Annotated in this window: 30 protein-coding genes; 19 read left to right on the forward strand and 11 right to left on the reverse strand. The window is 66.4% G+C overall.

Annotated features, from left to right (window positions below; genetic code table 11):
• Positions 1-633: 633 nt before the first annotated feature.
• Entirely contained in the window at positions 634-2061 is a 1428-nt protein-coding gene (locus ACGFIF_RS43000) for a hypothetical protein (protein WP_393163478.1), read from the reverse strand.
• A gap of 160 nt (positions 2062-2221) precedes the next feature.
• On the opposite strand from ACGFIF_RS43000, the gene ACGFIF_RS43005 reads away from it, so the two are divergent.
• From ACGFIF_RS43005 to ACGFIF_RS43025, 5 genes are all read left to right on the forward strand, one after another.
• Positions 2222-2761: a hypothetical protein gene (locus ACGFIF_RS43005; protein WP_393163480.1), complete on the forward strand. Its 540-nt coding sequence runs from the start codon at positions 2222-2224 to the stop codon at positions 2759-2761.
• Between the two features lie 284 nt (positions 2762-3045).
• Positions 3046-3174: a hypothetical protein gene (locus ACGFIF_RS43010; protein ID WP_393163481.1), complete on the forward strand. Its 129-nt coding sequence runs from the start codon at positions 3046-3048 to the stop codon at positions 3172-3174.
• A 218-nt stretch (positions 3175-3392) separates the two neighbouring features.
• The gene (locus ACGFIF_RS43015; RefSeq protein WP_393163483.1) at positions 3393-4106 is read left to right on the forward strand and encodes a GNAT family N-acetyltransferase; all 714 of its coding nucleotides are present in this window, start codon (positions 3393-3395) and stop codon (positions 4104-4106) included.
• A gap of 68 nt (positions 4107-4174) precedes the next feature.
• On the forward strand, positions 4175-5128 hold the full coding sequence (locus ACGFIF_RS43020; protein WP_393163485.1) for a hypothetical protein: 954 nt from the start codon (positions 4175-4177) through the stop codon (positions 5126-5128).
• Positions 5129-5215: 87 nt separating this feature from the next.
• Complete coding sequence (locus ACGFIF_RS43025) at positions 5216-5677, forward strand: hypothetical protein (protein ID WP_393163488.1); 462 nt, start codon at positions 5216-5218, stop codon at positions 5675-5677.
• A gap of 170 nt (positions 5678-5847) precedes the next feature.
• On the opposite strand, the gene ACGFIF_RS43030 is transcribed toward ACGFIF_RS43025, so the two are convergent.
• Complete coding sequence (locus ACGFIF_RS43030) at positions 5848-6093, reverse strand: hypothetical protein (RefSeq protein WP_393163490.1); 246 nt, start codon at positions 6091-6093, stop codon at positions 5848-5850.
• Between the two features lie 242 nt (positions 6094-6335).
• On the opposite strand from ACGFIF_RS43030, the gene ACGFIF_RS43035 reads away from it, so the two are divergent.
• Both ACGFIF_RS43035 and ACGFIF_RS43040 read left to right on the forward strand, forming a co-directional pair.
• Positions 6336-6719, forward strand: coding sequence for a hypothetical protein (locus ACGFIF_RS43035; RefSeq protein ID WP_393163491.1), 384 nt, complete (start codon positions 6336-6338; stop codon positions 6717-6719).
• Positions 6719-7078, forward strand: coding sequence for a hypothetical protein (locus tag ACGFIF_RS43040; RefSeq protein WP_393163493.1), 360 nt, complete (start codon positions 6719-6721; stop codon positions 7076-7078). Before ACGFIF_RS43035 ends, ACGFIF_RS43040 begins: the two co-directional genes overlap by 1 nt.
• A gap of 75 nt (positions 7079-7153) precedes the next feature.
• Here ACGFIF_RS43040 and ACGFIF_RS43045 read toward each other — a convergent pair whose 3' ends face one another.
• Entirely contained in the window at positions 7154-7666 is a 513-nt protein-coding gene (locus ACGFIF_RS43045; protein WP_393163495.1) for a hypothetical protein, read from the reverse strand.
• Positions 7663-7836: a hypothetical protein gene (locus ACGFIF_RS43050; RefSeq protein ID WP_393163496.1), complete on the reverse strand. Its 174-nt coding sequence runs from the start codon at positions 7834-7836 to the stop codon at positions 7663-7665. Before ACGFIF_RS43050 ends, ACGFIF_RS43045 begins: the two co-directional genes overlap by 4 nt.
• A gap of 190 nt (positions 7837-8026) precedes the next feature.
• Between ACGFIF_RS43050 and ACGFIF_RS43055 the strand changes: the two genes are divergently transcribed.
• Positions 8027-8233 carry a hypothetical protein gene (locus tag ACGFIF_RS43055; protein WP_393163498.1) on the forward strand — a complete coding sequence of 69 codons (207 nt, stop codon included), beginning with the start codon at positions 8027-8029 and terminating at the stop codon, positions 8231-8233.
• Here the strand turns inward: ACGFIF_RS43055 and ACGFIF_RS43060 are convergent.
• Both ACGFIF_RS43060 and ACGFIF_RS43065 read right to left on the reverse strand, forming a co-directional pair.
• Positions 8184-8987 carry a DUF6338 family protein gene (locus ACGFIF_RS43060; protein ID WP_393163500.1) on the reverse strand — a complete coding sequence of 268 codons (804 nt, stop codon included), beginning with the start codon at positions 8985-8987 and terminating at the stop codon, positions 8184-8186. The genes ACGFIF_RS43055 and ACGFIF_RS43060 overlap by 50 nt on opposite strands.
• Positions 8988-9317: 330 nt before the next feature.
• Positions 9318-10673: a helix-turn-helix domain-containing protein gene (locus tag ACGFIF_RS43065; protein ID WP_393163502.1), complete on the reverse strand. Its 1356-nt coding sequence runs from the start codon at positions 10671-10673 to the stop codon at positions 9318-9320.
• A gap of 152 nt (positions 10674-10825) precedes the next feature.
• On the opposite strand from ACGFIF_RS43065, the gene ACGFIF_RS43070 reads away from it, so the two are divergent.
• Positions 10826-11131: a hypothetical protein gene (locus ACGFIF_RS43070; protein ID WP_393163503.1), complete on the forward strand. Its 306-nt coding sequence runs from the start codon at positions 10826-10828 to the stop codon at positions 11129-11131.
• Between the two features lie 41 nt (positions 11132-11172).
• On the opposite strand, the gene ACGFIF_RS43075 is transcribed toward ACGFIF_RS43070, so the two are convergent.
• The gene (locus ACGFIF_RS43075) at positions 11173-11610 is read right to left on the reverse strand and encodes a hypothetical protein (protein WP_393163505.1); all 438 of its coding nucleotides are present in this window, start codon (positions 11608-11610) and stop codon (positions 11173-11175) included.
• Positions 11611-11766: 156 nt separating this feature from the next.
• Here ACGFIF_RS43075 and ACGFIF_RS43080 point away from each other — a divergent pair, with 156 nt between their 5' ends.
• Together ACGFIF_RS43080 and ACGFIF_RS43085 are read left to right on the forward strand one after the other, a co-directional pair.
• Positions 11767-12399 carry a nucleotidyltransferase domain-containing protein gene (locus ACGFIF_RS43080; protein ID WP_393163507.1) on the forward strand — a complete coding sequence of 211 codons (633 nt, stop codon included), beginning with the start codon at positions 11767-11769 and terminating at the stop codon, positions 12397-12399.
• Entirely contained in the window at positions 12396-12821 is a 426-nt protein-coding gene (locus ACGFIF_RS43085) for a hypothetical protein (protein WP_393163509.1), read from the forward strand. The genes ACGFIF_RS43080 and ACGFIF_RS43085 overlap by 4 nt, the downstream gene beginning before the upstream one ends.
• Before the next feature lie 168 nt (positions 12822-12989).
• Here ACGFIF_RS43085 and ACGFIF_RS43090 read toward each other — a convergent pair whose 3' ends face one another.
• A complete protein-coding gene (locus ACGFIF_RS43090; protein ID WP_393163511.1) occupies positions 12990-13532 on the reverse strand; it encodes a hypothetical protein in 543 nt (180 codons plus the stop codon).
• Between the two features lie 618 nt (positions 13533-14150).
• On the opposite strand from ACGFIF_RS43090, the gene ACGFIF_RS43095 reads away from it, so the two are divergent.
• The 4 genes from ACGFIF_RS43095 to ACGFIF_RS43110 all read left to right on the forward strand — a co-directional run bounded on the left by ACGFIF_RS43095 (position 14151) and on the right by ACGFIF_RS43110 (position 16595).
• A complete protein-coding gene (locus ACGFIF_RS43095) occupies positions 14151-15362 on the forward strand; it encodes a DUF932 domain-containing protein (protein WP_393163512.1) in 1212 nt (403 codons plus the stop codon).
• Positions 15363-15567: 205 nt separating this feature from the next.
• Positions 15568-15960, forward strand: a complete 393-nt coding sequence (locus tag ACGFIF_RS43100) for a hypothetical protein (RefSeq protein WP_393163514.1) — start codon at positions 15568-15570, stop codon at positions 15958-15960.
• Between the two features lie 11 nt (positions 15961-15971).
• Positions 15972-16226: a hypothetical protein gene (locus ACGFIF_RS43105; RefSeq protein WP_393163516.1), complete on the forward strand. Its 255-nt coding sequence runs from the start codon at positions 15972-15974 to the stop codon at positions 16224-16226.
• Positions 16227-16304: 78 nt separating this feature from the next.
• Positions 16305-16595 carry a hypothetical protein gene (locus ACGFIF_RS43110; RefSeq protein WP_393163517.1) on the forward strand — a complete coding sequence of 97 codons (291 nt, stop codon included), beginning with the start codon at positions 16305-16307 and terminating at the stop codon, positions 16593-16595.
• Positions 16596-16602: 7 nt separating this feature from the next.
• On the opposite strand, the gene ACGFIF_RS43115 is transcribed toward ACGFIF_RS43110, so the two are convergent.
• From ACGFIF_RS43115 to ACGFIF_RS43125, 3 genes are all read right to left on the reverse strand, one after another.
• Positions 16603-17052: a hypothetical protein gene (locus tag ACGFIF_RS43115; RefSeq protein WP_393163519.1), complete on the reverse strand. Its 450-nt coding sequence runs from the start codon at positions 17050-17052 to the stop codon at positions 16603-16605.
• Between the two features lie 108 nt (positions 17053-17160).
• Positions 17161-18027: a nuclease-related domain-containing protein gene (locus ACGFIF_RS43120; protein ID WP_393163521.1), complete on the reverse strand. Its 867-nt coding sequence runs from the start codon at positions 18025-18027 to the stop codon at positions 17161-17163.
• Positions 18028-19225: 1198 nt separating this feature from the next.
• Positions 19226-19975, reverse strand: coding sequence for an SOS response-associated peptidase (locus tag ACGFIF_RS43125; protein WP_393163523.1), 750 nt, complete (start codon positions 19973-19975; stop codon positions 19226-19228).
• A gap of 125 nt (positions 19976-20100) precedes the next feature.
• Between ACGFIF_RS43125 and ACGFIF_RS43130 the strand changes: the two genes are divergently transcribed.
• The 4 genes from ACGFIF_RS43130 (at position 20101) to ACGFIF_RS43145 (ending at position 22998) form a co-directional block, all read left to right on the forward strand.
• Complete coding sequence (locus ACGFIF_RS43130; protein ID WP_393163525.1) at positions 20101-20448, forward strand: hypothetical protein; 348 nt, start codon at positions 20101-20103, stop codon at positions 20446-20448.
• 13 nt (positions 20449-20461) lie between these two features.
• A complete protein-coding gene (locus ACGFIF_RS43135; protein WP_393163527.1) occupies positions 20462-20779 on the forward strand; it encodes a hypothetical protein in 318 nt (105 codons plus the stop codon).
• Positions 20780-20984: 205 nt separating this feature from the next.
• Complete coding sequence (locus ACGFIF_RS43140; protein ID WP_393163529.1) at positions 20985-22013, forward strand: ATP-dependent DNA ligase; 1029 nt, start codon at positions 20985-20987, stop codon at positions 22011-22013.
• A 64-nt stretch (positions 22014-22077) separates the two neighbouring features.
• Positions 22078-22998, forward strand: a complete 921-nt coding sequence (locus tag ACGFIF_RS43145) for a hypothetical protein (RefSeq protein WP_393163531.1) — start codon at positions 22078-22080, stop codon at positions 22996-22998.
• Positions 22999-23001: the final 3 nt, after the last annotated feature.

A 23001-nucleotide genomic window follows, 5' to 3' on the forward strand; every position in this document is an offset into this window, starting at 1 on the left:
CCCGGATTTGAACTTGCGAGCGCGCGCTCGATGTTGTCCACTCGAAACACAGCGTTGTCGTTCCGTAACCGTCCAGCGGCCGCAAGAACGAGGACAACAACGATGTTGTTCTTTCGAGCCTCACCCCGAAGTGGCCTCTGACCTGCGAAATCACACGTTAAGAATTTGCCAAGCTGTCCGACCTGTCCAGCGAAGTGTCATGTGAAATCGTGATCACGCAGTATCTGTCATGTCGGTTTAGCGGACTCAACTCCGCCCCGACCTCCGGGGACTGTGTCCTGGCCTGGGCGCCCTCGGAACCCACACGGGCCTCCTGTTCGCGCAGGAGGCCCGCGGTCATTCTGGCGAGTCTGCCTCGCCGGCGCGCTTGATCCAGCTCGTCGGCTCGGCGCCCTGGTTGAAGGTGCAGGGCCGCGGCGAGGCCTTGACAGATCTTCTGCCCGGCGTACATCACGACGGGACGGTCGGTGGCCTGCCTACCGTGCCGGGTCTCGGCGTCCAGGGTGCGCAGCATCGCCAGCGGCGACGGCCGCGGCGGCCGCCCTGGACTCCGAGCCTCTTCCGGTACGGCGTACGGCAGGAGCGGGCAGGCGGAGCCTGCCGATCGCAACGGCCACCTCACCCGGTGCCGGGTTAACTGCCCGCCGGGTCGCTGCTCGGCATGATGGCGCTCCTGAGGAAGCTCTCGACCTGCTCAGCGGTCAGCTTCCCCGGCCCGAGCGCGACCTTGAGTGTGTGCAGCAGCATGTCGCGCGAGGTCTGGTAGCGGTCGTTCTCGCGTTCGAGGTCGCCGACGAAGGTCTGGACAACGAATCGGCCCAGTCTGGGGTGGTGGCGGATGAGCCAGTCCAGCATCAGGCCCGTGTCGTCGCTGATGTGGTAGATGCGTGGGTTCTCCCGCTGCTGGTTGGTCCGTTCGAGCTGGGTGTCGAGGTCGTACTGCTCCAGTACGTCGCCGCGCATGGCGTCGAGGATCGTGCGGGCGAGGTGGTCGAGGGGCACGATCTGGTCGAGGTTGGCGGCGATGGTGCCGCTGAGGTCGATGGCGACTTGCTGGAAGGACTGCTGGTCGCGCCAGCGCAGCGCGAAGCGGGGCTTGATCTCGGGGCTGCGGCTGAGCCGGGACAGGATCCAGTAGGAGATCTTTTCCCGCAGGTCGGCGACGCCGGCAGCCAAGCCCTCGCCGAAGTCATGGCTGACGGCCCGGCTGGATTCCTCGGGCGTGTACGCGCGGGTCTCGATCCACTCGTGGACGACGGGTCGCGACCACATCGAGCGGCCGCCGATCACCATCTGGGGATCGGGGACGTCGTTCTCGCCGCGGGAGATGTAGCCGCGCAGTGTGCCGGCGGTGATACCGGCAACGGACGCGGTCTGGTTCAGGCTGAGCAGCTGGTTGCCGGCGAGCTCGGGAGCGGTCACGTCGACCACGCACTGCTCGAGCGGGAGCCCGTCGGCCGGACGGTGCTGTGCCCAGGTCGCGAGGTGCTGCAGCCAGTCGTACCGGTCGAGCGGTTCGGCATCGAGCTGAATGTCGTCGACAGTCAGGATCTTGACCCGGGTCACGGAGTGCTCGCCGTTCAAGGTTGCGGCCGCGCTCACCGTGGCGGCGCCCGGCACCGCGCGTCTGACGTAGGTCTCGGTGGTCATGTCGAACAGCTGCGCTGGCCGCCACCAGGTGGTGCCGTCCCACCAGTAGCCGCCGGCGCGCCACAGCAGGAGCTCGTCACGCAGATCGGCGTACAGGCTGGCCGCGTCGCTGTCGGCGACCAGCATGATCGTGCGGCCGAACTCCGGGTGGAACCGGACGAGCCAGGCCAGATCATGCCTGGACGGTTCGGTCGTGAAGGCCTTGTCGCCGAACCGCGTGTTGCCGGTCGGGGTGCGTAACAGGCACCTGTCGGTGCGGCCCCACATGCCTTCCTCGCGTTCCCGGCCGACCGCCTCGACGGCGTCCGGGTCCTCGATCGGGATATGGGAGTCGTCCACGAACGGCAGGCCCGGGAGCGGGTGGTCGGTACGTAGGCCGTTGGCGAGGATCGGATGGCCGTAGACGCGCATGAGCAATACAACCCATCTGTTGTAGGGAAGCACAACACTTCAAAAGAAGATAGCACAACGTATTAGTTGCGCAATGTTGTGCGGACCGTTGACGGTCAATCCCGGAGAGGTTGAGCGCGCCGTACCGACGTGGGCCGGGCGGCGGTGGAACCATCGGCCAATGAGTGAGTCGGAGAACGTCGTGGCCGCCCGGCTGGCGGCCGCGTTCGATGAGGCTGATGCCACGCTGGACTGGGCGGAGTCGGCGCGAGGGCCGGCGATCGTGAAGCTGGCCCGGCTAAGGCCGGTGCTCGCAGCCGCGGGGTTCGGATCCCTGGTTGTCTGCGCGATGACAGACCTGCTCGGCGGCGATCCGGCTGAACCGGCCGACGTCAGCCGGGTCTGTCGCGAGGCCGCCGAACTGCTCGATGCCGCGGTCGGCCCGCTCGCGGGGCGGTGGCGGATCGACGGCGTGGCCGACCAGCTCAGCCCGGACAGTATCGGGATCAGCGACGAGCCGGTCGACGCAGCGGTGGTCGACCAGGCCATGACCAGAATCGGTTCACTCATTCTCCGCACCGTCGACGTGCTGTTCGCGGTCGCCGAGGACGATTCCGTGATGCCAGATCTGCGGGAGATCGCTGCCGAGGCCCTGGATGTGTTCGACGGGCTCGAGGGCGAGACCATCCTGACCGTCTTGGCGGAGCTCCAGAGCTCCTGATGCAGGGCCGCCTCGCGAAGGGGCGCTGCCTACGCGCATCGAAGCCTGTTGTGGCTCATCATCGAAGTCATGACCGCCGAGCTGGAATTCGCCGATGAGCTGGATGTTTCCGAGGTTTACGAGGTGCAGGCTCCGCACTACACCACCGAGCGCGGGCACGGCCCGACCGAGCTCACCCGGGTGGTGGCTGCGCACGCGAACTGGCTGTTCGCCCACACCGACCAGCTGATCGACCCCGACTGCTCGGAGGGATCGCCGCGACGATCGGCCTGGCAGCCGAGGCGATGCAGGGCCTGGGCTGGTTCGGCGGAGACGACGAGGTCGAGACCTGGATCGACTGGTCGAGCATCCCCGACGACGACGTCGACAAGGCGGACGCGATCCGCCAATGGCTTGCCGAGAACGCCGGCTGACTCCCGGCGTCACCGGAACCTGTGCTCGCCCCGGCGTACCAGGTACGACGCTTGCTCAGAAAGTGTCGCAGCAACAACCTAGTGTGATCGGTCCAGTCGTAGAGCTGTGCGCCAGGAAGGGCGAGGGGCCTGTGCCGAAGTCACGAGCACGCCGGAAGGAACCGAAGCGGGCACGACGCCAGACCCGGCCGACCGTGAAGCCGGCGGGATCGCCCCCGGTGCCAGGGCGTGCGCCGCAGCTAGTGGACCTGTCGGCCGAGATCAGCCCTGGCATCACCACCCGGGTGGCCCGCCCCGACGACCTCGAGCGGTTCAACACCCTGATCAGCCTCACCGGCGCCGAGGCTGACGACTACGTGAGCGAGATGCTGCACTCCGAGCACCTTGCCACCGCCGTACTGGCTGGCGCCGAGCACGGACACGCTCAGTTCCAGCAGGAGCTTGCCCGGCGAATGGCTGGATCCACCTCGCCTGAAGGTGCGGCGCTCGCCACCACGCTGCCATTGGTGGCCGTCACCGCCGACGGCGAAGTCGTGGGAGTGCTGCTGGCCTACTCTCCGCCGAACGTGATCGAGCAGTTCCTGGACGCCCGCCCGTTGGCGAGCCCGAAGGACAACATGATGACGATCACCGGCGCGATCATGTCCCTGGTGAAGCTGCGCGCCCTGGCGGTCGACTCGGCCTGGCGAGGCCGGGGAATCGGGTCCGGGCTGCTCACCCGGTTCCAGGACATCTACCTGGCCTGCCGCTACTTCTACCTCTACGGCCAGTTCCGGGTGACCGATCCCGGGCTCGCCGACTTCTACAGCTCCCACGGCTTCACCGTCCTGCCGCCCGGCGAAGGCCTGGACCTGTACGTCGTATTCGGCGTCAACGGAGGTGTGAAGCCCGAGCCCGGCGAACAGCTCTTCTACTACCACCGCAAGAGCTGAGCCGTGTATCAGCCAGCGGCGGCGATGCTCCTACCACTGGGTAGGGCTGTGAACCGGATAGGAGAGGCATGACGGAGATCGCGGAGCACGCGACCGAGCTGCTGGAGCGGCTGTACGACTGCGCGGCAGCGGGGGAGGGGGAGAGCGAAACCGTGGCCGCCTACCTGGACAGCAAAGGGCTCGGCGCGGATTACGGCTTCGACCTGATCAACCTCCTGGACAGCAACGGCTACGTCGAACAGTCCAGCGGCTACGGAGCAGCAGCCGGCACGATCACCGCGCACGGCAAGCACGCGGTGCAGCACCTGCGCGCCGAGCGCGCCGACCCGAAGGTCCGCGTCAGCCAGCTGCGCACGGCGATGCTGTCGTGGCTGGACGACCGCGAGGCCCAGCGCGTAGAGACGTCGAGCTGGGAACCGTTCCTGGAGTTCGCGGCGACCGAGGAGGGCGGCGGCCACAGCGAGCGAGACGTGCGGCACGCCGCCGAGTACCTCCACGAGCACCAGCTGATCAAGGCCGTGAAGGTCGCGGAGGAGATCGACGGCTGGCTGCGGCCGACCCTTACCGTTGCCGGACGCACCTGTCTGACAGACTTCGGCGGCGACGTCGCGGAGTACCTGAACCGCGGTCACGCCACCTCGGTGATCACCGACAACTCGACCACCAACAACACCTGGGTCAGTGACAACCACGGCAACCTCAACGTCGCCGGGGACCACATCAGCCAGAGCATCACCAACTCCGGTCTCGACGTCGCGCAGCTCCTGGAACTGGCCGGGGGAATCGACCAGTTCGCGCCGGTGCTGCAGCTGCCCGCCGACGTCGAGCGCGAGATCGTCGCCGCAGCCCACGACCTCCACGCCGAGGCCAGCAGCGCCAGCCCGGATCGTGGCCGTCTGCGCCAGCTGGTCGACAAGATCTACGTCGGCGTCAAAGACGCCGCTCCCACCGTGGGGAAAAAGGTCGTGCTGGGGCTGATCGACATGGCCCTCAAGGCTCTCAGCGGCACCGGAGGCGCGTAGTAGCCGGGCCGCCGGCCTGCCATCACCCAGCGGGTCCGGTAACGCGTGCTGGGCCGCCTCCGATGGACGTAGCGAGGGGGGAGCGGCATGAGTCTGCCCGATCTGCTGGTGACACTGGGCGCGATCAGCGCGGGGGTCGTGTTCTACATAGTTGCGTCGAAGCTCACCGCGGTACCGCTACGGACCTGGTGGCGGCTCGGAGCCGGCGTTCTCAACGTGTTCAAGCACGTCGGGTATGGCGTCGTCGGCGTGTGGTGGATCCTTGTCATGGCCTGGGGGATCGGCATACTCCTGTGGTTCGGTGCCCTGGTAGCTCTGGGTGTCTGGATCCTCCAGCACTGGTGGATCGGAATCCCTGCTGTGATGGGTCTCTTCGTGGTCGGCAGGACGATTCTGAAGTGGGCAGCGAAGGTGCGCTGTGATATCTGCAAACACTCAGTCGGAGAAGACCCAGCCACCTGGACCATCGTTAACATCCGCACGAAAGAGCCAAACGAGCCCCTGCTGTTCGTCCACAGGGACTGCATGACTGAGGAGGCTCAGGCGTAGCAGACACTCACCGGGTCTGCAGACAAAGGACGGTGAGCAGGGACTCCACCGGCCGGGCGACATCACAGCAGCCCTGCGTGGTGTAGCTGAAGCAGCGCAGCCACTATCCCGCTGCCGCCGGCGCTGCAGATCAGGATCCGTTAAGACTCGAATTGCATCACTGCGGCGACCTACAGCCCGGCCGGATCTTCGACGGGTGGCGGTTCGGCCTGCTCGGCGATGTAGTGAATCAGGTCGTCGTACGCCTCATAGACGCCGAGCCGCGTGGTCTCCGCAGCGAGGAAGCGGAGCGTGGCCGCTACGTGGTTGCGGACGAGCCGCCCGTTGACGGCGCCGGCGGCCGCCGGGTCGGGGAACATCAGAACGTAGTTCGTGGCTGCGTCGGTCACCTGCTCGATTTCCTCATCAGTCACCATGGGGCCCATGGTGCGGCGAGGCCGGGCAGCGCGGCCGTCCGGAAAGCGCCGGATCCTGTCCAGAATGCGAACTGCAGTCGTGTACGCGGTACGGCGGGTGTCCTGCCTAGCACCCCGGGTCGGGGCGTACAGCTGGTAGCGGGGGAGCGGGGGCCTGCCGCGCTGAACGGCCACCTCACGTACCTTCGGGCGAAAACCCCGCCCAACTGCCTGCCCTGCACCCCGACTGCTCGGAGGGATCGATGACCAGGCTGAACGACGCCCGGCTCTGGGGCCGGATGATGGACCCGCTGCGCGTGGCCGGCCTGGATAGTCGGACTGCCGACCTGGTGGCCCGGCAGCTGGTCGCCGTCGTCCGCAACGAACGCTCGCCGCAGCGACACACCTACGGACCCGGCGATGCCCTGCCCGACCATCCACCTGCGCGGGTGACCGATCTCGACGGTGACGTGTGGGAGCAGCAACCCGATGCCGGCCTGGCCTGCTACCGGATGTGCGCCCGGGACCGTGCCCGGAACGCCGAGAGCTCCGACGACGTCGAGGGCGTCCGGCTGTGGCCGTTCCTGCTCGAGGAGTACGGCCCCCTCACCGCCGACCGCGAGAGCGAACCGGCCCGGGGTGACTGATGAGCGAGCACGACCAGGACGAGCTCCTGCGCCAGCTGGCGCAGGAGCTCGTCGTCGCTGACGCCGAGCAGGCCGCCGCAGGCCTCCGACGACTGACCGTGCTGCACGACCTGGCCGACGACCAGGTCGCCGAGCTCGACGAGCTCCTCGCGTACGTCGACGACGTGTGTCGTGCCCACAGGATCGAGACCGCCGGCGGGGTGGCCACCGGCCAACGGCCCGTCGGGAACCATCCACGAGGTACCCGGTGGACCCGCTGGCTGTTCGCACCGCCCACCGCGGCCGCGGATCTCGCCGTCGTACGGGCCGCCCTGCAGCAGCGCTACCCCAGCTGGCCGATCGAGGCCGACGACCACTGACGAGCAACTCGCCACCGACGCGAGTGCTCCGCTCGATTCCCAACACCTCGGCGAGTGCCGCGGCAGCTTGATGGTTCAGATCACATCGAACGTCGGACCCCTGACGTACTTACCGGTGACGATGTCCGCCGCAGGCTCGTGATACTCCCGTTCCGCTACTCGGCCGAGCCCGGACAGAGAATCCCGTCCGAAGACTCTCAGCCTCACGAACCGGCTTTCGTCCTGTTCGAGGAGTCCCCGCAGGTCGGCATCGACTCGGATGCGATATGTGTTGTCGTCCTTAGCCCGTGCGCTGCCCGCAAGCACCAGCGGCGGCGGCCCCGCAACGCGCACGACCTTGCGCATCTTGACTGTGCCGCCCTTAGTCCTCTCGGGCCTCATGAGCACAAGTTCGAACGCGATATCCACGACCGCGCGTCGCGATCTGTTGACGACCTTGATGCGAAAGCACGGCTGGTCGCCCGGATCCTCCACGAGCACCGGCGAGATCTCGATCTTCGGCCGCAGAGCGCGGAGCGCCACTAGCCAGACGCCTGAAGCTAGGAGGCTGGACAGAACGCCGATGACGATCGCCCAGACGTTCGTCACTCTTCTTCCTCGCCGCCGTCGTCGGTCGACCAGTAGGGCGAGTCAGCTGGCGGAAGCTTCCGCCGGGCCGGCTCGGGATCGCCGAGGATCCCGTCGTCGCCTTCATCCTCCTCTTCTTCCATCACGATCTGAGGTATCGCTGGTGGAGAGAAGTCGAGCAGCGCGTTCATCTGCGCATTGTGCGCCGACGGATCAGAATCAGTCCAGACTCGTTGCACATGGGTGCGGGGCTCCATCGATTCTCAACACGCCCGCGTTGATGGCAGTCGCCACCTCAGATTGTCGGCGGCAACAGCTACCGTCGTGACCACGTGCGCCCGATTGAGCGTGCGTCCCCATTAGCTGTTCGAGGAGATCAGGATGAGCGACAGGATCACGATGGTCGAGGACGGTGACGACAACTCGAAGTTCGGGCAGCAGCCGCTGGCAACGCTCGGTCCCTTGAGCGGGACGGAGGAGAAGGGCCAGCAGGTCCTCCCTACTAGCGGCAGTCCCCGCCCAGGTCAGGACAGCAAGCTCATTCTCCCGGAGATGCCGCTTCCTCCGGAGCTGCCTGCGGACGACTGACGGCCGGCGGCCGGGGATCGCTGACGCTCTGGCTGCTCGACACCTTCGTCACGAACATGGCCCCGATCTGCCGCGCGGAGATGACGACGGCGCCGTACGGAAGTTCGTGTGTGGTCGTTCCTTTCGGGCTGCGGTACTTGATCGGCGGTCCGAGGATGAGGTCTCGGTCTGGTGTGTCCGCACCGACCGTGCTGGCGGATATCAGGGCACCGCTGACGTAGGCCCCATCCGTGAGCCTGATGTCCACCAGAACCTGTGGGCGCTTGGCTCCTCGGAACAGCACGCCCCAGGCGGACAACGTCGACGGGTGCGTGTAGTTGACCTGCCGCCATACCCAACGAACGACAGCGAAGACGGGCCGACGTTTTCCGATCCGGATCCACTTGAGTCCCTTAGCGACCCGGTGCCCCCAGCGAGGGATCTCCCACCCGCGCAGCAGCGTGACCAAATACGCCACCACGATCGCACCGGCCAGGAGCCCGATCGCCCACCACGCGATCGTGGCCGGGTGGCAAAGCCAGTACTTGCGCGGCTCCCGGACAAGTCGCCCGAAGTCGATGTACCGCGACCACAGCCAAGACGTGGCCGCCAGCACGAAGATCTCGCTGGCGACGCTTGCTGCGACAACGGCGGCGGTCTCACGCAACACCGACGTGGTTCGCTCGATCCCGCGGCGTTCCTTGCCGACCTGGTAGGCGAACCCCGGTAGCAGGAGTACGACGAACAGCAGGACCCCGGTCAGCGTGGTCGGCATCCGGCGCCTCCTGTCTAGTGTCGACGGCGGTGGTCATTCTGACCCATCAGGCGCCGCCGCACCCGCGGCTCGCCGACCCGGCCTACTCATGACCGGCGTACCCGAGCAACGCGTAGCGTCGAAGCCATGCCAGGAATTCGTACAGAAACCTTCGGCCCCCCGCCGCGCCCGGAATGGAAGAGCGGATTCAAGGAACGTGCCCGCGACCTGGTCTGTGAGCGATGCGGCGCGCTGGTGCCGATCGAGCAACTGCCGGCTACCCTCCACACCCGATTTCACCTCGAGCTCAACGAAGCACTTCAACGCCGAGCTTGACCTTGCCCGACTACTTCACCTCGCAGCCAGCCAGGTCTGGAATGCCGCTGCCCAGTCTGTGCTGACTGCCCGAGTGAGGTTGCCCTCTGCATCGGTCAGACCGAGTTCGGGTTCGCCGAAAGCATTGGCGAGCTGGTTCGCCAGCTTGGAGCTCAGCCTCAGCAGCGGCCGGTCAGCCCGAGCGATCTCGTCGAGGTCTACTCCCCAGACGGTCATCTCCTGTCGTCCGTTGATGGCGTCCTTCTGATCAAGGTCGTCGTCTGCCCAGACAGGGTCGCGGCCGCGGAGAACCATCGGGGTACCGAAATCACCAGCATCATCCTTTGAGAGATGCCGGCCAGCGGGTAGGAGCGTGCATCGCACGGTGGCGAGCCCACTCGCACCGGCCTGGCTTTGTGCGTGCTGTCCGAGGCGCTGCAAGCCGATCGCGATGCTGGCCAGAAGCTGCTCGCGGACCACGACGGAGAAGATCTGCCCATCTCGGCTCACGTATCGCGGGGCGAGGGCATGAAGTCCGGAGCCGTCGACGTGTAGCTCCGCCAGTCCCCGCTCGGCGAGGACATCTTTCCGGGCGAGCCTTTGGTGACCGTCGTCGGCATGCAGCTTGCCCAGTCCGACACGGCAGTGGTTGAAGTGCTCCGAGCCCTGACGTGGACCGAATGCCCAGACGGATTTCGGTCGCCAGGCGGCCTCGAAGGCGTCGTACAGCTGTTGCGTGATCTGGACCTCGCCGGCGACATCCGGCACCAACGCAACGATCAACCAGGCTTGCTGACGCGAGAGAGCTTGCTCGCCCTCGGCCATGACATCGGTGAGTCGCTGTGTCCGTTCGTCGCGGGCACGAAAGCGGTCTCGGTAGGCTGCCGCGATCTCTGGCTCGGTCAGGTCGATGGTGGACGCTCCGTTCCTTCGCGGATAGCGGTAGGCCGAACCGCTTTTGAGACCGTGGGGAGCGCTTCCACTTGGAGGGACGATGAGAAGGTAGAACCCATGATCGCCCTCCGGCGAGTCCGGGACCCGGCGGAGCTCGAATCGGGGCATGGGCGAGATGCTGGTGGCGATCGCCTGCCGCATCTGGAGCTCTGTGGCGTCGCTCAGACTGACACCAGCAGCATCGATGGCTTGGGCCAGGCCGTCATCCTGTACGCCGTAAACGACGACTCCGCCCCCGCTGTTCGCGAGCGCTGCGGTCGGCTTCAACAGCAACTTGACCTTCTCGGCGTCGGTCGGCCCTGGGGTCTTCGCCTTGAAGTCCAGGTCGGCTGCCTCTGCCGCCTTGGTGGTCACCAATCTACGTATGTGCTCGGCCGTCACCTCGTCGAGTGGTGCATCGAAGATCTGCTCCAACCGCCGCGATCGCAGAATGGCCATGCGGCCAATGATGGGCCTGGCTCGGCGTCGCGCAGGGCTGGACCTAGGCTGTAATCTGCGTCTAGGCAGTTTGCACCTGACATAACGACGGTTATCGGCGAACTAGATCCGTCAGGCTAGCCTGACGGATGCTGTCAGGCTACCTTGACAGGATGGGTAGAGGACGAGCACCTTGGCAGGACGGGCGTCGCGCCTGGCAGCGACTAAACGGCTGGCACAACGACAAACCGGGATCGGTTCCAGGACACCCTGACGACGGTGACGCCGCGCTCGCAGCGCTGGCCGACGTGCACCTGATCCGCGGACTGCTGGATCGGGCCGAGCTCATCGCGGTGCGAACGGCTCGGCGACATGGAAAATCGTGGTCCGAGATCGCGACCCTGCTGCACATGACCCGGCAGTCGGCCTGGGAACGATGGCACGATCTCGACGAGACCGCCAGCGACAGTGCCGGCTAGCGGCCGCCCCTCCCCTGCTGATCGACTGCCCGCCGCGCGGTTTACCAGCGCAGCTTGAACAGGCCTGGCCGGACGGGCCCGCCCGGCCACATCAGCCCTAGCCCTGAAACCGTGACCAGCCAGCCAACCGCGGCCGCCGCATACGACAGGACCGTGGGGTAACCGATGGCGGCGATCGCGGCCTGAGTCCGCGGGTAGAACGTGATGATGTTGGCGACGAGCAACAGCGCGATCGCTGCGGAGTAGCTCGTACGCAGGAATCGTGCGGGCCACGGCAGGCGCCAACCGAGCGCGCCGAAGAGGATGCTGGCGGGCAAGATAACCGCGCCGGCGATGTGCCACCGTGGCGCAGGTTCGGCGGAGCCCAGTACGGCGAGCAGGTTCAGCAGCGCGGCGAGCGCGACGCCGATGACCAGCGTGAGCCACGCATTCGGCGCCGGCCGGATCGGTGCAAGCGAGGCCTTGGTCTCAGGGTCCAACGCCGGTCTCCCATCTGCTCACGCGCGGCGGCCATTCAGGCGCTACCCACTGTATGCGGTCGATCACCCACACCGCCTCGGCACCTCACTGCCGCTATCGGAAAACCAATGCCGATATCGGCAACGAAATGCCGATATCGGTAGTAGACTGCCGGTATGGACATGTCCAACCCGGTCAGCACCGTGGTGCAAACCCTTGAGGGGCCGGTGCTCGCGGTGCTCGCCCGGACAACCGCGCCGCTAACTGGCCGCCGCATCCACCAGCTCGCGGGGGCTGGGAGCGAGCGCGGCACCAGGAACGTGTTGCATCGATTGGCCGCGGCCGGGCTGGTCGACGCGACCACTGTCGGTCCGTCCGTCCAGTACACGCTGAACCGCGAACACGTAGCGGCGAACGCCGTACTCGAACTGACCTCCCTTCGGCCGCGGCTGTTCGACCGGTTCCGGGACGCAATCGACGCGTGGGCGATCAAGCCCGAGCACGCAAGCATCTTCGGGTCGACGGCCCGGGGAGACGGTGACCTGGACAGCGACATAGACCTGCTACTCGTGCACGGATTCGACGACCCGCCGCAGGCCTGGCGGGACCAGCTCGGCGATCTGAGCGACCAGGCCCATCGCTGGAGCGGCAACTACCTGCAGATCTACGAGATCACCGTCGATGGTTTGCTCAACCACCTGGAGGCCGGCGAGTCCATCGTCGACGACTGGAAGCGCGACGCCGTACACATCCACGGCCCCCAGATCCGGGCCCTCATCAACCGACTGACCCACAAGGAGAGCGCATGAACCGCCCGGCCGGCCGGACCGAGGAATGCAACCGTCCCCAGGCCGCCGTACGGCTCACGCACGCCCGAGCCTTCCTGGAAGTCGCCGACCTCGTCGGCGACGTCGACGACGAACTGGCCAACGAGAACGTGTCGGCCGCACTGGCCGTACTCGCTGGGATCGCCGCCGCAGACGCGGCATGCTGCATCACCCTCGGCCAGCGATCCCGCGGCCAGGACCATCGCCAGGCGATCAAGCTGGTCACCCAGGTTGGCAGCGACGGTCAGCGACTCGGCCGAGCGCTCAAAAGACTGCTCGACATCAAGGACGGCGCGCACTACGGCGCGGTCTACGTCGGAGCGAAGGAAGCCAAGGAAGCACTTCGGAGTGCCCACATACTGCTCGATGAGGCCGAACGGCTGTTCCAGAGCGGGATCGGATGAACACCCGATACAAGGGCTGCCGCCGCGGGTAGCCGATCGAGACGGCGTCTGCGGGCAACCTCGGCGCCCGGCCTGCGCGACAGCGTTACCCGGTATGGCCGGCCGACGGATCACTCACTCGGCATTACCTCCTCTGCCTTGGTGACAACGCCACAACCCGAGCTCGGTTCAACGCCGACCGCGATCTACGAGACTCAATCCACGAGAGCTGCCCGCAGCGATCTGGGCACGGCTGTATCCGGTCGTCCGGCGGATCTGAAACGGTGTCAGCACACCTTCCTCATACGCAGCCCGGGCCGCCTCGATGAGCTGGTTGCGGGCGGCCTCGAACCGGCCATAGCTTGGCGGGTAGTTGGCCGGGGAGAAGGTGAGCGCCCGGACTTGACGATACTCAGCCATCGCGGCCTGGAGGATGGCCAGCTCAGGTGTAGGAGGCTCCGTCGGCGCAGAGGCGGGATCTTCCGGTCCCATGTGCCAAGCCCGGCGTTCCGCGAGTTGGTGGCGCACTGGCAAAGACTCGTCCTGGAGCACGTAGCACTCCTGCAACCAGTCGTCGCTGTGATCGTGGATTTCGCGCGGATCCTGGTCGGGCATCACCGGTACCCCGTACAGACGATCGGCGTCGAACTGATCCCGGGCAATGAACAGATGGGTCGCTCCAGCTTTCTGGGCTGACAACACCATGTGGGTGATCGCGCTCCGCTTGATCATGGTGAGAACCTCCGGCGGGGTTTGTGGTGACCGTTTGGGTGACGGCAGGCGTTCTGTGCCTGCCGGCAACTGCCGGTGTTCGTGCCGACGGAGGCTCGGGGTCAAGGGCGGTCGCTTGCGGCCGTCGCCGAAGGCGATGCGGAGCACCCTTGACGTCGAGTGTCGGCGCGGTAGGCAGGTCACCACCCGGCGCCGAAGGTGCCGGTTACAGCGCGGCGAAGCCGCTCGAGCTATCTCTTAGCAGCGCCTCGTGCCCAGATCAGAGATGACTCGGCAACTCGCCGGCCCGGGGTCGACCGGCTGTTGAAAAACGGACAGCGCTTCGCGCTGGCTGTGTCATTTGGCGGTGGCCTGGCGTAGCACGGCGGTCTCAGAGTCAAGGGTGCTTCGCATCGCCTTCGGCGACGGCCTCCGGCCGCCCTTGACTCCGAGCCTCTTTCGCCGTGCTGGACCAGGCTCACCGGGCAGGCCGAAGAACAGCCTGCCCGGCCTAATCGGCCACCGCAAAAACCCCTGTGGTCCTCGCCACATAAATAGTTCTATTCTTGTATGGACTCTAATAGTTCTATTCGCTAGAATAGAACTATTAGAGATCAGGCAAGCAGAACGGAGCTTCAAATGACCATCGAGCAGACCTCTCCCGCCGCCGACGAGACGACTCTCCGCAACAAGGACCTCAAGGCGTTGGCCGCGATGCTGCAGGAGCAGCAGACCCGGAAGGTCGACTTCGTGGCACCGGCGGCGAGCATCCGCGCCGAGGAGGGCATGATCGTTGTGACTGGCGCCGAGGCCGAACTCACCGAGGACGGTGTCACCCAGGTCGACGGCGTATATCAGCCGACGTCGGTCATGCTCGACGGTCTGGCCGCCAAGCTTGACGTGCCGGTTGGCTATCTCAAGCGCACCCACCGGACCCGCCCTGACCTGTGGGACGCCAACGTGAACGGTTGGCTGCACGGGCGGAAGCCGAAGATCCGCAACCGCGATGGTGAGCACGAGCTGATCCGCCCGGCGGTGCCCGGCGATGACCGGTCGTTCCTTGTGCGGACGTTCCGTGGCGAGCAGGGGCCGGGGCTGGGCCGGGCGTTCCTCAGCGATGGTTACAAGCTGATCGACAACCTTGACGCCCTGATGGCGACTCTGGACGGCGTACGCGCTGCAGGAGTGGACATCGACGTCCGGGGTTGCGATCTGAGCGACTCGCGGATGTATGTGCGGCTCCTGGCCCCGCAGATCTCGGCATATGCGCCGGAGCTGCTGAAGGGCTACCGGTCGCCGTTCACCGGAGCCACTGGGGACGAGAACCCGACAGTCTTCGCGGGGTTCGTCATCTCCAATTCCGAGGTCGGTGCGGGTGCGTACAGCATCACCCCCCAGATTGTCGTGGAGATCTGCGGCAACGGCGCGACGATCACCAAAGACGTACAGCGCTCCGTGCACGTGGGCAGCCGGATGGCAGAGGGCCTGATCCGCTGGTCCGACGAGACCCGCGCGAAAGAGATCGAGCTCATTCGCTCCAAGACCAAGGACGCTGTTCGAACCTTCCTTGACGTCGGGTACGTCACCCGAGTCATCGCCGACCTGGAGAAGACCGCCGGAAAGCCGATCGACGGCGCGGACAAGGTCGTGCGGGCGGTCGGGAAGAAGCTCGCATTCAGCGAGGAGCAGATCTCCGGCGTACTGGACCACTTCATTCAGGGTGGTCAGCGGACCGCCGGTGGTGTCCTGCAGGCGGTCACGTCGTACGCACAGACGATCAAGAGCGCTGACGCCGCCGCCGACGTCGAGGCCCAGGGCGTGAAGGCGATGGAGCTTGCAGCCGCGATGTGAGGACCGGAGGGGCGTGGTTGGACGGAACCGCGCCCCTCGCCCGCCGCGGTCCGCCGCGCGCGGTAGTCGCATCTGCTGGGCATCGAGCCCGCAGACGCGACGCTGCCGCCCGCGGGTTGAGGCCGGCCCAATCCTCACCACCCAGCCCTATTGGAACAACAGACCACAGAGTCCCCGAACTGACCTTCACCGAGGAGCACCAACGATGCGCACCGTCCTTGTCCACCTGGAATCCTGGATCATCGCCGTCGACCAGCCCGCCACCAAGACCACCATCGGAGTCATCATCCGGTCCGGCCGCCGAGCCGATCGCTACTGCTACCAACTCTTGAACATCAACCTTGAGGAGCTGTCCGAACCGCTGTCGACTATCGGCCTCGCCCGCGCCACGATCGAGCAGTGGGCCGCCGACCGCGTCACCCGCCCCCACATCGGCGACACCCTTCTCACGAGCGACGGTGCCTGCAAGGTCATCTCCCGATCGGCCCCGGACGCCGACGGCAACGGGCCCGTCTACGTACGATTCCTGGCCGACGGAACTCGCGGCCTGCTCGACACCTCCATCGACGAGGCGCTCCTGATCGGAGCCGCCTCGTGATCATTCACCGCATGAAGGAGCCCGCCCGCACCGACCACGTCCGCCAGCTGCTCAAGCAGCTGCCCGACGTCGTCACCGTCGACTACATCGACCGCCGTACGACGTACCCCGGCGCGCCGGCAACGGCCAGGATGCTCCCGGTCGGCCTGTCTTGGTCCGAGTCGGCGTACGGTCCGATCCAGCTGGTCGGCTGGGTCCCGATCGGCGACGGCCGGCAGAGGCTCATCCACATCCCACTGTCGGCACTACGGTCAATCACGCGCTGACCTTCCCCACGAGGGCCGGCCCGGGCTCCCCTGGCATATAGTTCTATTTGCTCTATCCGATTCCCAGGGAGTGACGCCGTGCCTGAACCCGAGACCCCACCAGCCGACGAACCGACCCCGAAGAAGGGACTCGTCCGCATCCAGGGGTATGCCACGGCCGAGGAGAACACCCGGATCCGCAACGCGTATGCCGCGGTCAGCTCGCCGTCGAACTACCCGAACATCGGCCACTTCGTGACGGCCGCAGTCCTCGAGTTCGTCGAACGCCTCGAGAGGGAACACAACGACGGCAAGCCGTTCCCAACACCGGCGGGCGGCGTCAAGAGCCGCCGCGGTCGCCCGGCCGCCATACCGACCAACAGCGCCTGAGTACGGGTCACCCGAGGTCGCTATCGATCACCTTGAACATGCCTCGGCCGGGCTCGGGAGTGATGCGTACCGCCAGTGGGTAGGTGCGGCCAATCAGGCCGGGGTGTGATTCCGGCGGTCGCCTAGTCATGGATACGCCGAAGCTCGCCCGCCGCCTGGTCACCATGTAGCTCTGCTGATTGCCGTAGGCATCAATCGCGAGCCAGGGCGCCGGTGAGTGCGCAGATCCGCCAAGGATCCCAGTTACCCACTCAGTCTCGTCCGCGTCGACGTAAAAGCTGATCGCCTTGGTGCGGCCGCCACGCCGACCGGCCTGACGCTGGATCTCATGCAGCAGCTCGGATTCCCGCGAAGTGTCGACCGTCCCGATCCGCTGCCAATCGGGCCCCAGCTGTCGATCCGCACCAATCTCTAGAGAAGGGCTCGGGAGCTCCGATACCCAGATCCACTTACTCATTCATCCCCCAGGCCCACACATCAGTTGTCGAGGAAGTGTAGATGGATCAGGTCCTCTGATCACTTCCGCTGACGACGGCGTCACGGCAGCCCAGCCCCGGCCGATCCATCACGCTGGAACCCAGGTGGTCTCACGTCGTGCGATCGCGTATAGCTCGTCGCGGGTGGCCTTGTTCAGCACTCGCCGCCGGAAGAGGAGCCACAGCAGCAGCTCGCCGCGGCCGAGCACGATGACCCCTTGAGTCTTTCGCCCTCGCAGCTCGCTAGCGCCGACAACGACGATGATCGGCGCGACCTTCACCGGCGGCCCGGCGGCAGCCGAAAGCAGCCGCGCTGCACGGCCGGCCTCGAACAGCGAGTTCTGCGCGTACCGAGTTTCACGCGTGCCCACGAAAACGGCGTCCCGGCCGGCTTTCACCCGCTGACCGCGGTGATGCTTGGTGTTGACCGTCACCACTCCGCCCGGCCCGATCAGAACATGATCGATGTCGGAACCACGGCTGCCCACCGGAACTGAGTGAAGCGCTCGCCACCCGAACAGGCGCGCCCAGACCAGTGTCTGACCGACCAGCCGCTCGCCGGCCGAGCCCTCCCGCCAGGCGCCAGCCGCCGTACGCAGCCCCAGCGCTCGACCAAGATGTGTCCGCCACGTGGTCCTCGCCTGAGCCTCGGCGGCCACCCGGGCGCCGGAGCGATTCCGCGCCAGGTCGCGGCCGTGCCACTCCCTAACCTGAGGCGCGGTGCTCACTCGAGGAGAGCTGCTCGCCGGCGGCGACGTCGCGCGAGGCTGGTCGTTCAGGTTGCGGCTCTTCCATTCCGCGACAGCCCGATCAGCCGTCGTCGACCAGGACCGGTTGGTTTTGGCGTGGATCGCATCCGTCTTGAGATCAACCCAGCCGAGCTCACCATCCGGGCCGTGCACGTACAGCCGGTCGTGGCCGTAGCGCTGCCAGCGGACAACCTTGAGTGACTCCATCCGCGCGCTCCCCAGGGGTCGAGTGCGGCCACCGTTGCCAGTGCGGAGAGCTACCGTACCGGCTAGCCCCGACAGTCTTCACAGATCACCGACGTCTCCGGCGGTTCCTAGAATCTTCTCACTTCTTCATACGGTGAACACTAGTTTTCATCGTCCGTCGAAGATCAGCGGAAACCTTCGCGGTACTGTGATCGCTAGTTTCGTCGTACGCCGAACTCTACGATTCGATCTAAGATCACTCTTTATGATCTTCACAAATCTCGTTCTTATGGATGATCAGAAAGTTGTGGATCTTTCGCACGGTAAGTTTGTCTAGGAATGAAAACTAAGAACGTGTAGAGTAGAGACCACCAGGTTGCCCAGCAAGCTGGACAACCTGGAACGGCCTCACGCAGTACTACCTAGCTGTCGCCGTGGATCCTCATCCAGATGAGGCAGAGAGCCGAGACTGTACGTACCGCTCGGGAGACCACCCCGATTGCGCGGAACACAGGCTCGGCTTTCTGTTTCAGAGCGAGCAGCCGGCGCCAACCAGCTGGTTCCATCATCGTCCTCCTTCCTTGCTCAGCGCCCCGGCCTCGAATGACGAGGGCGAGACCCCGCAGCAAGGATGGATAGTCGATTCAGAACCTTGACCCGACTTGCGTCGAATGCCACTGACCGGCAGACACAAGAATAGCCGATGTACGCCACTTTCTACACAATCCTCGGTCGTATGAGAGATTGTCACTCTGTGCTATTGGCGCAGTTGTTCAAATGGTGGTATGTCGTTGGTTCGTGTTGGTCGCGGTCACAGAACGTCAGGACCGCCGTCCGGCCTTTCGGCGGCCAGAGGTGGCGACCAGGCAGAGACCGACCCCGCAGCCGATCCCGAGGAAGAACATCGCAGCCGCTAGCAACATGCGCGCATCCTGTCACCGCGCGGACCCAGGACGTCGGCCCGCGGTGCGGTGGATGCGTTGGAGGTGGGGCTCTCGTCGGTCAGGTGCCCTCTGGGGAGCGCGCCGAGCGGCCCGTGTCCAGGCCGAAGGCCGAGCGTCAGCGAGTCTGGACGCGGGTTGTTCGGTGTGCTCGGCTCGCCCACCTGATCGACGAGCGACCCACCTCTCCTCTCCGGAATTCTCGGAGGGAAGGGCGGGGATCCGGGGGCGGAGCCCCTGGTGCTCTTTCTCGTGACTACGGTTCCGAGCTTGACAGGTCAGTGCTCGGCGGGCACAGGCGCAAGCAGCTCAGGCCCGTTGTTCTTGACGTTGTTCACGAGTTTCGACACGGCGTACATGTCGAGGCTCCCGTCGACCGGTGGCGCCATCAGCTCCCGTAGTTGGTCGACGTCGTGGTTGCGAGGGTCGAGCCACTTGTCCCAGTTGTCGGGTGTGATTGCCATCGGCATCCGGTCGTGGATCCGACCGACGCTGTCGGTCGCCGTGGTCGTGATGATCGTGTAGGTCGGGACCTTCGCGTTCGGGTCATCCTTCGGCAGCGACTTGTCGTACCAGACCTCGTACAACCCGGCCAACGCGAGCGTCGACCCGTCGCTCGGCCGAAGCGCGAACGGCTGTTTGAGCTTCTTGCCCGACTTGCCGACTTGGTCGGTCTCCAGCCACTCGTAGAACGCATCGACCGGGATCAGCGCGCGCTGAGCCTTGAACGCACGTCGGTACGCCGGCTTCTCATGGACGGTCTCCGCGCGGGCGTTGATCATCTTCGCGCCCACCTTGATGTCCTTGGCCCAGAACGGTAACAGACCCCAGCGGAACGTCCGGAGCTCACGCACCGGGTCCGCATCCTCGCCAGGGTCCTTCGGGACACGAGCGATCACCACCGGGTTGTCCTTCGTCGGCGTGACGTTGAAGTCCTGGCCGCGGAGCTCGTCGGCGTCCTGCTCGGCCACGACGAACCGCTCGAGCAGCTCCGCCCGGCTCGCAACCGAGGCGTATCGACCACACATGCCGCCAGCCTGCCACGTCGTGCCGACACTCCCGACGAGCCTGCCACCGGGCAGGAATGACGATTCCGGGCCGCGCTAAACCCTCCCACTAGAACATGTGTTCGAGTACGGGTTATCGTATGAACATGTTGGGACGGTTCACGGTGCGGCCTGACGACGCGGCCGACGGCCAGTACGGCGTCTGGGACGGCGCCGTCAACGGCTGGCGCGCCCGCGGCCTACAAGATGAGCTGACCGCGGCCGAGACCGCAATCGAGCTGGAGCTCCAGTACGACGCGCACGGCCCGCGGCCCGCGGACGCGATCCGGCGCCTTGAAGCGCCTAGGCCGGCACGGCGGGCCGAATGGTCCGACGGCGAGATCGACGCCTGGGTACGCGAAGCCGGGATCTGGTACGGCCGATTCCGTGACCGCGACGGCCGGGTGAGCCTCGTGCAGGCGCACGACCTGCGGCAGACCAGCGACGCATCGTGACCGGAGGCAGCTGATGACCAATGGACCGAACAACGCAGACATCAAGCTGTCCGGCGGCCCCGGCGACAGACAGACCTTCAGCCGCGAGGACTGGGCGGGGTTCATCCTCGCAACCCAGAGGATGGGCCGGACGACGCCGGCCGGCGCAGGATGGGCGCTGGGCTACGAGCGATCCGCCGGCATTTCCGGGCAGGAGATCTGGGTCTGGACGGGCGTCAACTGTTACCCCATCGACCAGATCGACCCCGAGCTCCTCCGCCCCTACGGCGCGTTCCTGCACGATCCGGCGTACGACTTACCTCCGGCCGCAGTACCGGGCGCTGCCGCCTGAGCGGAGTAAGGAATGGGGCGACAGCAGCCGATGAGCGAGCGCATGCTGGTGGCTGTGGTCGGCGAATGGTCGTGTGGCAAGTGCTTGGGAGCTGATGTCCCGGAGCACCACCGGTTCTGCCCCAAGCGCGATCAGCGGCTGAAGGTCGAGAAAGTCGTCGTAGTCGTCTGGCCACCCTTCGGCTACCCGCGGGCCCGGAGACCTGATGACCCCGGCCAGCCGGCGCGCTGACGACGCGGTCCGGATCCCGGCCGGCCTGACCGGACCGGTCGAGGTTGCCCTGGCCAAGTCCGCTGAGCAGATCCCAGGCCCGGACGACATGATGGGCGGAAGCTGGTACGAGCCGAAGTGGGACGGCTTCCGCGCGATCCTGATCCGCCGGGAAGGCGAGGCCAGGCTGTGGTCCCGCAACGGCAACGACCTGACCGCCAGCTTCCCCGACGTCGCGGCCGCCGCCGTCCAGCAACTCCCCGAGGGCGTCGTACTGGACGGCGAGCTGGTGATCCTGGCCGACAATCGACTCAGCTTCGACGCGCTCCAGCGTCGGCTCGCCACCGGCCGAGGGAAGCGACGATCCCGAGCGGTCGAGCATCCCGCGTCGTACGTCGCGTTCGACCTGCTGTCGATCAACGGCGTCGACCTGCGCACCCAGCGCTGGACTGCACGCCGTCAGCGCCTCGCGGCCCTCGCCGCGACCTGGAGGCCGCCGCTGCAGCTCACCCCAGTGACAGACGACGTCGACCAGGCGCAGCTGTGGTACGAAACGCTTGGCGAGATGGGGATCGAAGGCCTTGTCGTGAAGGGCGCCGGCACGAGGTACGTCGGCGGATCCCGGAGCTGGGTGAAGGTCCGGCGCCGCGAAACCCGAGAGGTCATCGTTGGCGGAGTCCTCGGGCCGATCACCCGCCCCGACGTCGTCATCGCCGGCCAGTACAGCAAGACCGGTGAACTCCTCATCGTCGGCCGAACAGTCCCGCTCACCACGACCCAGTCGGCCCAGCTCGGAGCAGTCCTCTCACCCGCCGGCCCAGATCACCCCTGGCCGGACGAGATCACCTCATACCGGTGGGGTGGCAAGGACGCGCTGAAGCCGCTGACCAAAGTCACCCCGGTCATCGTGGCCGAGGTTGCCGTCGACCCCGCAACGCAAGCTGGACAGGCAAGGCACTCCTTGCGGTACATCCGGCTCAGACCGGACCTCGGATCAGCTGACCTCGAGCCCATGGACAGGTAAGGGCAATGCCCTCGGTCGCACGACCGGCGTTGCTCACACCGGTTCATCCGCGCATCGTGGAGAGGTGGACACGGACGCTGCGGTAGTCGAGCTGTATGGGCTGGCGCCCGAGGCATTCGTCGGTGCCCGCAACGCGCTCGCGAAGGCGATGCGTGACTGCGGCGACGAGCGGGCCGCGGCGGCAGTTAGGGCTCTGCGCAAGCCCACCGTCTCGGCGTGGCTGGCCAACCAGCTGGTCCGGGCCGACCCGGACGGCATTCATGCACTGACCGAGCTCGGTGAGCAGCTGCGCGAGACCTATCTGACGGCCGACAGCGCACGGCGCCGCGAACTCACCCGGCAGCGACACGACCTGGTCGCCCAGCTCGTGAAGATCGCCCGGGACCAAGCCGCCGGCGGCCGCCAGGTGACTGTGCAGACCGCGGAGCGGCTGACCGAAACCCTCGACGCCGCGCTGGTCGACCCCGGCGCCGCACAGCTCCTGCGGACCGGGCAACTGACCAGTGCCCTGCGCCACGTTGGCTTCGGGGTTGTGGACGAGAACGGCGATCCAGCCCAGCTCGCTCCCATGCGACCGCGCGTCGTACGACGTTCCCAGCCCGCTCGCATGCCCGCGCAGCCACAGACCGCAAAGCGCAGCGCTCCACCGCCCGGCGGCCGAGCACAGGTTGACCGCACCCTGGAGGACCGCCGTACTGAACAGCAGGAGCGGCTCGGCCAGGCCGAGGCCGACTACGCCGAGGCCGACGCCGAGCGCGACCGGACCGAGGAGGCGCTCGACGCACATCAGCACCGGAACGCGGATCTCAAGGCCGACCTGGTCCGGCTCAACGAGCAACTCGAGCAGACCCGCGAGGCGCTGCGAGAGGCGGAGAAGATGACCCGGCGTCTGCAGCGCGCCTTCGACCAAGCGGCCCGGAACGCGGCCGCGATCGCGAAGCGCCGCGCCGCCGAACAGCGCCGCCTACGCGCCTTCGACCGCTGACCG

This window comes from Kribbella sp. NPDC049174 (assembly GCF_043197365.1).
Taxonomy (GTDB): Bacteria; Actinomycetota; Actinomycetes; order Propionibacteriales; family Kribbellaceae; genus Kribbella.